Source organism: Parahaliea mediterranea, from assembly GCF_017255185.1.
Classification (GTDB): domain Bacteria; phylum Pseudomonadota; class Gammaproteobacteria; order Pseudomonadales; family Halieaceae; genus JAFKCZ01.
In genome coordinates, this window is the sequence record NZ_JAFKCZ010000006.1 from 352,511 (window position 1) to 366,170 (window position 13,660).

A 13,660-nucleotide genomic window follows, 5' to 3' on the forward strand; every position below is an offset into this window, starting at 1 on the left:
CTTGATCGCGTATCGGATCAATGGCGGCACGGTGCCTTTGACGGCCAGGCCTCCGGTAACCGGTAACCGGTAACCGGTAACCGGTAACCGGCGAGCTTCAGCAGGAACAACAGAATGCATACTCCAGGCCCCTGTTCGCGCTGCGTACCGCCCGCCCAACCATTTCGCCATAGGCGCTGTTTTGGCGCATTACCGCCCCAATTCATCCAGGGCCATGTTACTCACTCCGGACTTGATCCAGCAGAGGGATTGATCCTGATCGCAGGTATGGGTGATGAAACCGTCGAAATCGTAACGGTAGTAGAGTGTGTCGCCGACCACCTGGATACCGTTCACCGTGGAGTTTCTCGGTGTGTCCAGTTTCATCAGGGGCAACACCTCACCCGTGTCGGTCACCTCGTAGATCACCCCGTAGCCGTAGCTGACCTGGCTGTGGGTATCCGCCTGGCGATAGCCGGATTCACCGGCGAGCAGCAGGCGGCCGCCGTCGGTCAGCACGGCATCGCGCACCATGTCCTCGTCGTGCACATGGTAGAGCTGGGAGTGGGTGGTTTCACCGCTGTCACCGTCGATCCAGGCCAGGTAGCTGTCCCACTCGGTGGTGCCACCCGCCGCGCCGGCTTTCTCGTAACGCGTGGAGCCCGTCAGTAAAAGATCGCCCGAGCGCCAGAACATGCCCTCCAGGCTTTCACTGTGGCCCCGCAGGCCAGCCATGAAGATGCCCAGCGGCGCCCCATTGCCGGCGATCACGGCGACACCCACATCGGAGCCTTCGTTCACATCTTCCAGCGGCTGCTCGAAATGAGCGCTGTAAATCGCGACGTCATCGTCGAACAGCTCGAACGCCACCGCGACGGCACCGTCGTCGCGAATCGCCATCCGGCTGGTATTGGTGAGCTCCCCGCTCCACAACCAGCGATAGGCGGGCATTACCTGACGATCCCAGGCCACGGTGAGATCGTCATGAAAGCGGTACACCTTTACGCCATAGGTGTGCGCCAGCAGGAAGGGCACACCTTCATGTACCTGCAGGCGGGCGAGCTGATTGACGGAAAGCTGAGGCCGGCCGTTATGGCTCAGGTCCTCCGCCACCGTGCGCGTGGGTTCGTCACTGTTGGGCTCGTAGCTGTAGTAGAACAGCTCGTTGGCGGCAGGTACATCTTCCAGCCAGCGTCGCTGAAGCGCGTTGCCGGCCCCATCCAGTTGGGTAAGGCGCAGCTCGAACCAGTTGCCGTCCACGGGGCTGCCGCCGGTAAAATCACTGGGTATCGCTTCCAGCAGCAGTACCCGGCTGCTGTCCTGCATCGCCATATCGACAATCACCGCACCGGGATCCGGCCGGTAGCTGAACACCTCCTGGGCGTCCACGTGGCATCGCAGGCTTTGCGCCCAACCCGGCTGCCAATCCCGGGTGGTGTGCAGCCGGGGCCCGTCCTGCCCCGTCAATCGCTGGACGTGGCACCACAGGCCATCGCCATTCACCGCCAGATCGGTCACCTGGGACTGGTAGGCCTCCGCCAGTTCGAAGCCCACCCTGACATCCGCTGCCGGCGGTGCTATCGCGATATCCAGCAGGTCGCCGTTCGCCGGTGGCAGCGGCTCATCACCGGACAGCTCCGGTGGCGGGTGGACCGGCTTGTCGACAGGGGGGGAATCACTACCAGAGCCCGAACTGGAGCCAGAGCCACAGGCACTGAGCAAGCCGGCCATCAACAGGGCCGAAACCAGCTGCTTGATATCCAAAATCGTACTCCTTGATCAAAGACAAACCGGGGCCATTCCGCCATCGACATGAGGGATCGATAAAGCATTTGGAAGTCGACAAAACCCGGACAAAATTCGAGGTGTTCAAAAAACAGCCAGGGGCTGGCGCCGCGGTCCGTTTTCAAAACAATCCGCCACTTTCATACACAAGCCATCGGGGAGACAAGTGACAAATGTCACGCCCTGCGCTGAGCCGCAATACGCGGCGCTGGCGCTGAACCGCAAGCGAGTGGGCTTTTGCGGTGACGCCTTGCAAGCGGCGCCGCGGCGAGGATCTATCGCGGTTTCACGCCAGCCTGCTATAACTGGGTTAACCCACTGCGGAGCTCGCCACAATGCCACGGACCATCCTCAACACCGCGGCCATCCTCGCTGGACTGGTGCTGGCACTGCTGATTACCGCCATCGCCGGACTGTTGCTGTACCTTCAATACGGCGATCTCAATACCCAGCGTCCGCGCCTCGAATCCCTGGTCAGCCAAGCGACCGGCCGCCCCTTTCGCATCGAGGGCGAACTTGAACTGAAGCTCTGGCCGGAATTGTTCCTTTCGGTGGGCGGTCTCCAGCTGGCCAACGCCGAATGGGCCTCCGGGGAGCCCATGGCCCGCCTCGGACAGTTCGCCGTCAAAATCCGCCCCGGATCGCTACTCCTGGGGCCACTGGATATCCGCGAGCTACATTTGCGCGACCTTGACCTGCTGGTGGAAACCGGGCCCACGGGCGAGACGAACTGGGCACTTGCAACGCCGGATCCGGAGGAAGCACCGGATCCGCCCAGCCGTGACAGTGGCAATGGCGACCTCGCCGTGATCCTTCAGCGGGCGCAATTGAGCAACCTCAGGCTGAGGTACCCCGGGCCGGATAGCGAGACGCAATCCGCGATGATCCGCGATCTCTCACTGGTCAACACCGACGCCGATCGATTGCGTGTCGAGGGCCGGGGGACAGCGCTTGACATGCCACTGACCGTATCCGGCCAGGTCGACACACGAGACGGGGTGGTACAAACCGACGCTGTTCGCTACGAACTCGCCCTGGTACTGGGGGAAAGCCGGCTGGCCGTGGAGGGCACGCGGACACCCCCCGCAAGCGACTCCCCGGCACGGATGTCACTGGACCTGCGGATGGATGGTCTCCAGCCGCTGATGGATCGCCTCGCGGTCCCGCTGACCGTTCCCGGGCCATTGCAACTCGCTGTCCACGGCCGGGGCGAGGCCCAGCGGGCGGACATCGATATCGAGGGCCGCCTCGGCGCCATTACCCTCGATAGCGAAGCCAGGCGCTCCGGCGACAGCCTCGCAATCGACGGTAGTATCTCCACGCTGGCCCAGGCGGGCGCCCTGTTCGATATTCAGGGCCTACCCGCCGCCCCGCTAACGTGGTCCTCGACCCTGATACTGGAAAAAAACGCCCTGGATATCCGCGAGTTCTCGGCCACCACCGGACAATCACGGATCACGGCTACAGGCCATCTCGGCGACTCGAATGGGGGCTCTTCATTGAGCCTTGAGGCCAATGCCGCCGCGGCCGCGGAGCTGCTCGACACCCTGCCCCCCCTCCCCTTTACCGTCGCGGCGACACTGGCGCTACGCGAGGGCGAACTCAGCATCGCCCCCTTGGAAGCCCGACTCGGCGACAGCGACTTGACGGGTACGGTGCGGATTGGCCGGGGCGAGCGGGGATCGGTCGACATTCAGCTTCAGTCCCGGCGCATCGACCTGTCGCAACTGTCCGCGCACGACAAGACTCGCCCCGATACCGGGGGCAAAGCCCCGGAGGAAGCACCTGATACCGCCGCCGGCGAATCGTCGGCACCGCGCTACGTATTCACCGGGAAGCCGCTGCCCTTCTCGATGCTACAGAAAAATACCGCCGATTTTCACTGGGCCATCGACGAGCTGGCAACGCCCCTGGTGACCCTGGCGGCAATGGACCTCAGCGCCGGACTGCATGCCGGCAGGCTCGAGGCACAGGCAGCCTTCGAGGGCCCCGCTGGCGGGCTCGGGCGCAATTCCCTCGTGCTCGAGACCTCCGGCAATCGCGCCGAGCTGACCCTGCAAAACCGCCTCAGGGACCTGCGCATCAATGTCGCCTCGGGCAACGTCGAGCGGGTAAACGACATCCCCGCTCTCAACCTGACGCTCGACCTGGCCGCCTCCGGCTCCAGCCCCCGGGAGCTGGCCGCCGCCAGCGACGGCAAACTACTGCTCACCCTTGGGCCTGGCCAGTTGAACAACAGTGTGGTGGAGAAATTCTCGGGCGACCTGCTGGCGCAACTGGTGTCGGCCCTCGACCCCTTTGCCAGGACCCAGACGCACATGGCCTTCGAGTGCGGCGTCGCGGCGGCAACGATCGAAGGCGGAGAGGCCCTGCTGGATCCCCTGGCGTTTCAGTCGGAGAAACTGCAGGTCATCGCGGGCGGCTCGATCGACCTGAAAACCGAAGCGATCGATATCGAGTTCAATACCCGGCCGCGTTCGGGGGTCGGGGTCAGCGCCGATATGTTTGTCACGCCCTTCGTCTCGCTCAAGGGCACGCTATCGAAGCCCAGGGTGGGCATGAACGAATCGAGCACCCTGCTTACCGGCGGCGCCGCGGTGGCCACCGGAGGCCTGTCGCTGCTGTGGAAGGGTCTGTACGACCGCGCCGCCGGCAGCATTGATCATTGTCGGGACACCCTCGAAAAACATGCTCATCCGCCACTGGACGGAAAGTAGCCACAGCGGAAGGGCTGACAGTGGACGGCTGCCGGCACGGACACACTGGCCGTGACACCTGGAACGCGGTATCCAATAGTCAGACGTCGAATGTCAGGGCTGGCCGGGGCCAGTTGCCGGCCAGGTACAAGCACGCCCCATTGCGCGCATTTGCCGGTATGAATCACGACGGCGGCAACGAATGAGCCCGCCGGGAAGAACAGCTCCCCCCCCCATGATTACAAGCCAAACGGATTTTCTAGCATTGACTCACCATTAAGCGGCCTTTTATAATTTTTGCATAATAACTGGCCCCCTTATATGCATTCACATTCAAGGACGAATTCGAGGTCGAACGCCGCTTCGCGACCCCGCGAAAGACCTATGGCAGTGCCCACCAGGCCCGTTGGCAGCGTATCGCAACGCGCGATCTTTGTAGTATTGCAATGCGCGATACTGGCGGGTTTGCTTTGGATCACGGCGACCCTCCTCGGGATGCTGCTGCCACGTTTTGTCGCCCCCGCCACGGTCACGGTGCTGATCGCTACAATTTGCGGCTTTCAGGTTCTGTTTCAAGGGCTGCATCTGTTCCGAACGCTGGCGATGCGGCGGGCCGTAATCGATGGCATGCCCTCGCCGGAGGGCCTTCGTATCGCGATGGCCACGACCATCGTGCCAAGCCGGGAATTCTCCTTGCTCGAACAGAAGCTGGCGGCCATGGCCGCGGTATCCAGCAACGGCTGCATGCTCGACCACTGGGTCCTCGACGAGGAAGACGACCCACGGGTGCGTAAACTGGTTGCGGAATTTAATCAGCGCTACCGCGACAGCGGGACCCGGTTCTTCCATTTCACCAGGCACGGTGTGGCACGCTACAACGAAGCGCCGAAAGGAAGGCACTTCAGGACCTTCCAGGCGCGACAAAAGGGCGGCAACATCAACGCGTGGCTTGACGCGACGCGCTCCTCCCGATACGACCTGGTCACCTTTATCGACCTGGATCACTTTCCCGAGCCGGATTTTTACCGCGCGGTACTACCCTGCTTCGGCGACCCCGATGTCGCCTTCGTACAGGGGCCCGAAGTATTCCGCAACCGGGAAGAGAATTTCATCACCCGCGCGGCCAGCCACGAGCGCGACACCTTTTTCGGCCTCTTGCATCGCAGCTACTTCGGGCTGGGCATGCCTGTCATCGTCGGCGCCCATACCACCTTCCGGCGAACGGCCCTCGACGCTCTCGGGGGGTACTACCCGGTGCACTTGACCGAGGACTATCTGATAATGCTGCGCCTGCGCGCCCTGGGCCTGCGCGGCATCTACATCGATACGGTCATAGCGGTGGGCGAACTACCCTCGACCTGGAACGCGTTTCTCGGCCAGCAGCGGCGCTGGGCGTCCGGCGGACTGGACTTGTTGTTCCGCTATTTTCCGAAGCAATGGCGCCACTACTCGAACAAGGAGCGCCTGTTCGGCTTCATGCTGCTCAATTACTACATCTGGGGCACATTCTTCGTGCTCGGCAAGACCCTGTTGTTACTGATGCTCCTGGTCGGTGTGACCCTCGAGATTGGCCCCGTGATGCTGGCGGGGCTAGTCGCTTTCATCTTGGCGGCATTGATGGGCAACCATCTCTGGGAGCGGCAATTTTTCATTCAGCCGGAACGCCGCACCCATCTTGTTGAAAACGCGGTGATGAACCTTTTTCTCGGCCCACTCTACTGCCTGTCACTGTTCAGGGCGCTCATCGCGCCCAACACGCCCTTCGAAGTGACCGCCAAGAATCGCGGCGAACAGCAAGCGGGCGGGAGGTTCTCATTCCGCTGGCAGTGCACCGCCCTGCTGTGCGTCGAGGCTCTACTGTTTATTTTGGCGTGGCTGGTATCCGGCGGCGCTACCGAGGGCAAGGTCAACCTGGTCCAGGTGCCCCTGCTGTTGTCCCTGTTTGGCACACTGTACGTCCTGGCGAACTATCGCCGTCATGAGGCGTCTCCCGCGGGCCACGGCCAGGGAACCTCCGCCGACGACAATGCCAAAGCCCAAGTCCTGCACAACGAATTCTACCCACCGTCCGAACCCGAAAGAGGCCTCCTATGAATAATAATTTCAAACTTGTCGCGCTGACCGCGGCCCTGCTTGCGCTGCCGGCGCACGCGGCAGTGATCCAGGTCGAGCCCGGAGAGGTCGCCAGGTCGGTAAACGGTAAATGTTCGCTGCTCGAGGCCGTCGACAACGCCGAAAACCTCAATGGCACGGATGTTTCCGGAGGCGACTGTGCGGCCGGCGACAGCGGCGCGGATGTCATCGAGTTGTCGGCGAACGCCACGTACACGCTGACCGGCCCGGTATCTTTCCCTCAAACCGCCCTGCCTTGGATTCGGTCGACGGTCACAATCGACGGCAGTGGCTCGATCATTGAACGGGATCTCGCAGCCAGCGCTTTCCGCCTGTTCGTGGTGAATCCCGGGGGCCACCTCGAGATCCGCGATGCCACATTGCGCAACGGGTCCCTCACGTCAGGTCACGCGGGCGCCACGATCTGGAATCACGGTCAGTTGACGCTAAATGACGTGGTGATCGACAACAGCAGGAACACCTTAGGTCCGGGCGGCTCCATTCACAATACCGGACAAGCGGTACTCGAAGGGGTGGTCATTGAAAACAGCGAATCCCGCCATTCGGGGGGCGCCATCCACAATGACGGCAGCCTGACGCTGCGCGAGAGCACGATTCGCAACACACATTCGCAGGCAGCGGGCGGCGCGCTCGTCAACCGTGGCACACTGACGCTCGAGCGTTCACTGATCGAGGGAAGCAGCAGCACTGGCGCGGGAGGCGGCTTGGACAATGGCGGCAGTGGGTCCACCGCGCTGCGCAACAGCACGCTCAGCGGGAACACGTCAGACGGTCTGGGCGGCGGCGTGTTCGTTCGCGGGGGAACACTCGATGCAACCCAGGTCACCGTGGCCTACAATGCGGGCACACAGGCGCCGTCGCACGAGAACGCGGGCCAGGGAAGCGGCATTTACCGGCTGGGTATCGGCACGATAAACCTGAACAACACACTGCTGGCCGAACAGGTCGACGGCAACAACTGCGGTGGCCCAATGACGCACCAGGCGACCGTCGCGGACGACGCCAGCTGCACCGTCAGCGCCAGCACCGGGCCATTGATCACGGCGCTAGCCGACAATGGCGGGCGGACCCCCACGCACGCGCTGGCCGACCTCAGCGCGGCGATTGACGCCGGCAATAACGCTCTTGTCGGCGGCCTGGCGACGGACCAGCGCGGCACCGGTTTTGCGCGCATTCTGGGCACGCAGGTTGATGTTGGCGCCTACGAGTTCGGCGACACCGACGGTATCGACCCCAGCGGCGAGGACAGCGTGCCCAACCCCAGTGGCGGCGGCTTCGGCGATGGCAATGGCGACGGCATCCCGGACAAGCGGCAGAACCACGTGGCATCCTTCGGCACTGCGGTTGGAGAGGAGGTGGCGACCATCGCCATCAGCGGTGAAACTTCGCCGCTTGCGAATGTCTCATCACAGCCGGTACCCGGGGACGCACCGCCCAATGTTACCTTCCCATACGGCCTGTTCAGCTTCACGATAACCAACGTTGCGCCTGGCGCGACCAAGCAAGTCACGCTGTACGTGCCGTTCAACGCGGAAATCAATGGCTACTGGAAGAAAAACACCTCCGGCGACTGGGCCAATATCGCCACCGGTATCACGCGCGTGGGCAACAAGACCCGCATTGTGTTCCCGCTGACCGAGGGCGGCCCATACGATTTCGATGCCGACTCAACGACCATCACCGACCCGGGCGGCCCCGGAGTTTTGAGCACCGCGCCGACCGCGACGGCGCCCATTCCCACCCTGCCGCAGTGGGCGGCAATTATCCTGTCGATGATGCTGGCCGCGGCCGCGCTGACGGGAATACACTTCCGGCACGGGCGCTGAGCAAGTACAGTCCCCCTCATCCGCTGCTTCACACGGGTCGCCGCGACATGGCCAACTGCCTGCTCGCGGCGAGCCCCCGACAGACCTTTCGATCAGATAATCACCAGGTTTAGCGCTAGCCGGACGAAACAGGCAGGCGTAATCGCGCATATTGCTCCAACGCGCCACGGTTGACGCAGTCCTTTAAAGGGATACACTGCGCGCACCCCGGCGCTGTCTGGTTGCGGGCAGGACCGCAGTGTTTCGGCCCCCGCGGCGCCGTCCACGGCGAAGGCCACACGTTTAACCCCAACGTAACCTCAAAGCGAGAGTTAACACGGATCATGTCGAAGATGTCGCCGGCCGATACAGCGCGGCTCCTGCTGCTATCGTCGCTGTGGGGTTTCTCGTTCATTTTTATGCGCGTGGCGGCACCGGAGTTTGGACCGGTGGCCCTCATTGGCCTGCGCATGGGGCTCGGCGCGCTACTTTTGCTGCCGCTGCTGGCCAACCGCCGCCACCTGCGCCTGCTGCGGGCCAACCTCGGGCCGCTCATCGTGCTCGGGCTTACCACCGCCGCGCTGCCGTACTCGTTACTCGCCCTGGCTACCGTCCGCCTGGATGCGGGCTTTACCTCGTTGATCAACGCCGCGACCCCCATTGCCACGGCGCTCATCGGCGCGGCCTTTTTCGCCACGCCAATCCTGCGCCAGCAAGTCATCGGGCTCACCCTGGCCCTGGCTGGCGTGGCGCTATTGTCCCTGGGACGCCTGGATTTTTCCTCTGGCGGCGACGGCTGGTTCATCCTTGCCGCGCTCGGCGCCACGCTGTGCTACGGGGTCGGCGGCAACTACTCGCGCACCCGCCTGTCCCACCTGCCGAGCCGGGTACTGGCAGCCGGCAGCAGTGCCGCGGCGGCCGCTGTATTGCTACTACCGACCCTGCTGCTTTGGCCCGCCACGCCAGTCAGCGACACCGCCTGGGGCGCGGCCGTGGGCCTGGCGGCCCTGAGTACCGCCGGCGCGCTGCTGCTATACTTTCAGCTGCTATCCAGCGCTGGCGCCACGGCGGCCTCCACGGTCACCATGCTGGTGCCGGTGAGCGCCCTGGCCTGGGGCATGATACTGCTGGGGGAAAGCCTTTCACTGCAAGTACTCGCCGGCATGTTCGTAACCTTGCTTGGCACCGCCATTGCGACCGGGGTACTGCGGCTGCGGCCGCGAAGGACGCTGGCGAACAAGGCGGATTGATCGATGACGGGCACTCCCCCACTAAACCCACCGCGGCAATCGCGGCGCAAGTGGCTCGGACGTATATCCCCTGCCAGTCCCCGGGGAGTGTCGCTTTTGTGACAGTGCGCGGGCGTTCCCGGCACTAGAATCGAGGCCGCTTTCACAGTACTCCCGCAAGGGGGCAAGGAGGTCGCATGCTCACCGAACAAATACGCGGCGAAATCGCCAGCGGCATCTACCGCTGCTTTCAGCAGGGCGGGCAGCTTCCCCTGCTGAACACCACCTATCCGGATATGGAGATGGAAGACGCCTACCGGATACAGGAGCGGGTCGTCGGTTTCTTCAAGGATGCCGGGCGCAGGGTAAAAGGCTACAAGATCGGCTTGACCTCCAAGGCCATGCAGGAAATGGCCGGCACCAGCGAACCCGACTACAGCGCCATTCTGGACCACATGTTCCTGCCGGAAAGCAGTTCGACCCCACGGGCGGATTGGGCCAGCCCGCTGGTGGAAATCGAAATGGCCTTCGTCATGAAGCACAGGCTGTCCGGGCCCGGTGTCAATGTGGCGGAGGTAATACGCGCCACGGACTTCGTGTTGCCCGCCATCGAAATCGTCGACTTCCGGGTAGCGCCGGGGCCGGGCATGGATGTCAGGGACACCATCGCCGACCTCGCGGCGGTGGGGGGCGTGGTGCTCGGCGGCAACCCGCGAAAACTCGAGGATATCGACATCCGCAGCGTGCGCGGCGACCTGCTCATCAACGATGTGCCCCGGGAGTCCGGCTGTGCCGCCGAGGTGCTGGGGAACCCGTTGACCGCCGTCGCCTGGCTGGCAAACAAACTGGCCGATTTCGACATCACCTTCGAGCCCGGCGACGTGATCCTGTCCGGCTCGTTCCTGCGCGCGCTGCCGGTCGAGGCCGGCGACGACGTGGTGGCGCGGTTCGACAACGGTTTCGGCGACATCCGCCTGTCTTTCACCTGACTCACGCAGCTCGCGCGGGAGACCACGCTTTATGAAAAACCTCGCCCTCGACAAATGGCGCAACGGAGAGGCGTCAACTGGCGCCTGGTCCAATCTGCCCGACATCCATATCGCCGAAACCCTCTGCCGCATGCCCATCGACTGGATCTGCTTTGACCTGCAGCACGGCCTGATGGACTACTCGGACCTGCTGCGGCTGCTGCCGGCCGTCTGCGGGCTCCCGGTCACGCCGCTGGTGCGCGTGGCGGCCAACCAGCCCGACCAGATCGGCCGGGCGCTCGATGCCGGGGCACACGGGGTCATTGTCCCCATGGTCAACTCCGCCGGGGACGCGCTCGCCGCCGCCAGGGCCTGCCGCTACCCGCCCCTGGGTTGCCGCTCCTGCGGCCCCATGCGTGACGCCATGCTCGAGGGATTCGAATACCTGGCCACGGCCAACGGCGAAATCGCCTGCATTGCGATGATCGAGACCGAGGAGGGTCTGGCCAATGTCAAGGACATCGCCGCCACGCCGGGCATCGACGGCCTTTTTGTCGGCCCCATGGACCTGTGCTACGGGCTGGGTATCGCCCCCGGCGATTTCGCATCGCCCCGTTTCAAGGATGGCGTGGCGCGTATTCTCGCGGCTTGCCGGAGCAACGGCATTGCCGCGGGCATGTTCGGCTACTCCGCGGAGATGGCCGCGAGCAGCTTCGAACAGGGTTTCGACTTTGCCTCGGCGGGTACCGACATCAGTTTCCTGCGCACCGGCGCCGAGCAGGCCATCGCCACGGCGCGCAAAGGGCTGGCCGGGGCGCCGGACGAGGAAAGCAAGCAGTCCGTGTACTAGACTGAGTCGACCCCAGGCGGGCAATTTTCACTGACGATCGAACGGCTGATTAAAATAATGAACGTACCCATCTATCGCACCCTGCTACTGCTGTTGGCGCTGGGCATTGCACCCGGCGCTCTTGCGAAACCCATCACCGGCAAGCGTATCGTCGCCGCGGACGCCGAGCCCGGTAACTGGATGAGCCACGGACGTACCTACGGCGAGGAGCGCTATTCTCCCCTGTCCCAGGTCAACGACAGCAACGCGTCCGAGCTCGGCCTCGCCTGGGACTACAAATACGAGCTCGACCGGGTTGTCGAAGCGACACCGATTGTCGTCGATGGCGTCATGTACACCACGGGCGCCTACAGTATGGTGTACGCGCTGGATGCGACGACGGGCGAGGAGCTCTGGCGTTACGATCCCAAGGTATGGCGGGGCATCCAGGGCCGCGGCTGCTGTGACGCCGCCAACCGGGGCGTGGCGGTGTGGGGCGACAAGGTCTTTATCGGGGTGTACGACGGTCGCCTGGAGGCGCTCGACGCCGCCACGGGGGAACTGGAGTGGTCGGTCAACACCCTGATCGCCCCGGATCGCAACTATACGATCACCGGCGCGCCCCGCGTGGTCAAGGGCAAGGTCATCATTGGCAACGGCGGCGCCGAATTCGGGGTAAGAGGCTACGTGACCGCCTACGACGCCGAAACCGGCGAGCAGGCCTGGCGTTTCTTCACCGTGCCCGGCGACCCGGCCAAGGGCGATGAAACCGGGACCATCACCATGATTCGCAAGACCTGGCACGGCGACCAGTACTGGAAACAGGGCGGCGGCGGCACGGTCTGGGATTCCATGGCCTACGACCCGGAACTGGACCTGCTCTATATCGGCGTTGGCAACGCCTCTTACTGGAATCCCGAACTGCGCACCGCCGGCAAGGGCGACAACCTGTTCGTCTCTTCCATCGTGGCCCTGAGGCCCGGGGACGGCGAATACGTGTGGCACTACCAGACGACACCGGGCGATGCATGGGACTATACCGCCACCCAGCACATCATAGTTACCACGCTACCTATCGGCGGCAAACCGCGCCGCGTAGTCATGCAGGCACCCAAGAACGGCTTCTTCTATGTACTGGACGCCGCCACCGGTGAGTTTCTGTCCGCCGAAAAGTTCGGCGAGGTCAACTGGGCCAGGAAGATCGATCCGGAGACCGGCCGCCCCATTGTAAACTGGGAGGTGGCGGACTACTGGACGACGGACGAGCCCCGGATCATCTTCCCCGGGTCCCAGGGCGCCCACAACTGGTATCCGATGAGCTACAACCCTGAAACCGGGCTGGTCTACATCCCGCAACAGGTAACCATGGAGTACTTCGAGCCACTCGAAGAAGCACCGCCCACCCGCCCCGGCGTGCCCAATCTCGGCCTGGTGGTGCCCAAAGTGCCGGAAACACTCGAGGCCATTGAGCAGCTCGCCGAGGTCTACCGCGGCAAGCTGCTGGCATGGGACCCTGTCGAGCAAGAAGAGCGCTGGAGCCAACCCTACGAACATATCGCCAACGGCGGCACGCTGACTACCGCCGGGAACCTGGTATTCCAGGGTACGGCGGATGGCAGGATCCTGGCCTATGCGGCGGACAGTGGTGACAAATTGTGGGAACAGGCCGTTTCCAGTGGCGTGGTCGCCGCGCCCATCACCTACCGGGTGGATGGCGTGCAATACGTGGCCTTCAACGTGGGCTGGGGCGGCGCCTTCCCGATCACTTTTGGCGCGCTGGCCCACCGGACACGGGTAGTCCCCGACTCAAGGCTCTACGTGTTCAAGCTGGGCGGGAAGGCGCCAATGCCGCCGGTGCGTCGGCGTGAAATCACCCTGCCCTCGCCGCCGCCACTGAACGCCGATGCGGACACACTTGCCGAGGGCGAGGACCTGTTCGCCAAACACTGCGGCGTATGCCATGGCCTGTCGGCGATCAGCGCGGATATCATACCCGACCTGCGCTATCTCTCGCAGGACAGCCACGACGAGTTCCTGCCCATCATTTACGGCCTGCGCGCCAACAGGGGAATGCCGGCCTTTGCCGGCATCCTCGAACCGGAACAGGTGGAAAGCATACGCCAGTACATCATCCAGCGCAGTCACCACTGGCGCGAGCAGCTCATTGAGCGACAGAAGGCCGGCGCCGACTACAATGGCATTCGGCAGAGCGAACGATAGTCGCGCGCCCGCAACC

General features: G+C 63.7%; 9 protein-coding genes. 7 read left to right on the plus strand and 2 right to left on the minus strand.

Annotation, left to right across the window (positions count from 1 at the left end; all coding sequences use genetic code 11):
* Positions 1 to 97 precede the first annotated feature (97 nt).
* Together JYP50_RS22255 and JYP50_RS10105 are read right to left on the minus strand one after the other, a co-directional pair.
* A complete protein-coding gene (locus tag JYP50_RS22255; RefSeq protein ID WP_431311298.1) occupies positions 98 to 190 on the minus strand; it encodes a hypothetical protein in 93 nt (30 codons plus the stop codon).
* Positions 190 to 1,743 (minus strand): hypothetical protein, encoded by a 1,554-nt coding sequence (locus JYP50_RS10105; protein WP_206560384.1) that lies wholly within the window; start codon positions 1,741 to 1,743, stop codon positions 190 to 192. Before JYP50_RS10105 ends, JYP50_RS22255 begins: the two co-directional genes overlap by 1 nt.
* A 356-nt stretch (positions 1,744 to 2,099) precedes the next feature.
* Here JYP50_RS10105 and JYP50_RS10110 point away from each other — a divergent pair, with 356 nt between their 5' ends.
* The 7 genes from JYP50_RS10110 to JYP50_RS10140 all read left to right on the plus strand — a co-directional run bounded on the left by JYP50_RS10110 (position 2,100) and on the right by JYP50_RS10140 (position 13,644).
* Positions 2,100 to 4,481, plus strand: coding sequence for an AsmA family protein (locus JYP50_RS10110; protein WP_206560385.1), 2,382 nt, complete (start codon positions 2,100 to 2,102; stop codon positions 4,479 to 4,481).
* A gap of 363 nt (positions 4,482 to 4,844) precedes the next feature.
* A complete protein-coding gene (locus JYP50_RS10115) occupies positions 4,845 to 6,554 on the plus strand; it encodes a glycosyltransferase family 2 protein (RefSeq protein WP_206560386.1) in 1,710 nt (569 codons plus the stop codon).
* The gene (locus tag JYP50_RS10120; protein ID WP_206560387.1) at positions 6,551 to 8,419 is read left to right on the plus strand and encodes a choice-of-anchor Q domain-containing protein; all 1,869 of its coding nucleotides are present in this window, start codon (positions 6,551 to 6,553) and stop codon (positions 8,417 to 8,419) included. Before JYP50_RS10115 ends, JYP50_RS10120 begins: the two co-directional genes overlap by 4 nt.
* Positions 8,420 to 8,742: 323 nt before the next feature.
* Positions 8,743 to 9,648: a DMT family transporter gene (locus JYP50_RS10125; protein WP_206560388.1), complete on the plus strand. Its 906-nt coding sequence runs from the start codon at positions 8,743 to 8,745 to the stop codon at positions 9,646 to 9,648.
* Positions 9,649 to 9,824: 176 nt separating this feature from the next.
* Positions 9,825 to 10,616 carry a 2-keto-4-pentenoate hydratase gene (locus JYP50_RS10130; protein WP_206560389.1) on the plus strand — a complete coding sequence of 264 codons (792 nt, stop codon included), beginning with the start codon at positions 9,825 to 9,827 and terminating at the stop codon, positions 10,614 to 10,616.
* A gap of 31 nt (positions 10,617 to 10,647) precedes the next feature.
* Positions 10,648 to 11,445 carry an HpcH/HpaI aldolase family protein gene (locus JYP50_RS10135; protein ID WP_206560390.1) on the plus strand — a complete coding sequence of 266 codons (798 nt, stop codon included), beginning with the start codon at positions 10,648 to 10,650 and terminating at the stop codon, positions 11,443 to 11,445.
* A gap of 57 nt (positions 11,446 to 11,502) precedes the next feature.
* The gene (locus tag JYP50_RS10140) at positions 11,503 to 13,644 is read left to right on the plus strand and encodes a PQQ-dependent dehydrogenase, methanol/ethanol family (RefSeq protein WP_206560391.1); all 2,142 of its coding nucleotides are present in this window, start codon (positions 11,503 to 11,505) and stop codon (positions 13,642 to 13,644) included.
* Positions 13,645 to 13,660 lie beyond the last annotated feature (16 nt).

Bases quoted from the DNA above. Each gene is read 5' to 3' on its own strand.
- JYP50_RS22255 (WP_431311298.1), bottom strand. From the start codon at position 190: ATGCGCCAAAACAGCGCCTATGGCGAAATGGTTGGGCGGGCGGTACGC.
- JYP50_RS10135 (WP_206560390.1), top strand. From the start codon at position 10,648: ATGAAAAACCTCGCCCTCGACAAATGGCGCAACGGAGAGGCGTCAACT.
- JYP50_RS10120 (WP_206560387.1), top strand. From the start codon at position 6,551: ATGAATAATAATTTCAAACTTGTCGCGCTGACCGCGGCCCTGCTTGCG.
- JYP50_RS10125 (WP_206560388.1), top strand. From the start codon at position 8,743: ATGTCGAAGATGTCGCCGGCCGATACAGCGCGGCTCCTGCTGCTATCG.
- JYP50_RS10130 (WP_206560389.1), top strand. From the start codon at position 9,825: ATGCTCACCGAACAAATACGCGGCGAAATCGCCAGCGGCATCTACCGC.
- JYP50_RS10110 (WP_206560385.1), top strand. From the start codon at position 2,100: ATGCCACGGACCATCCTCAACACCGCGGCCATCCTCGCTGGACTGGTG.
- JYP50_RS10115 (WP_206560386.1), top strand. From the start codon at position 4,845: ATGGCAGTGCCCACCAGGCCCGTTGGCAGCGTATCGCAACGCGCGATC.
- JYP50_RS10140 (WP_206560391.1), top strand. From the start codon at position 11,503: ATGAACGTACCCATCTATCGCACCCTGCTACTGCTGTTGGCGCTGGGC.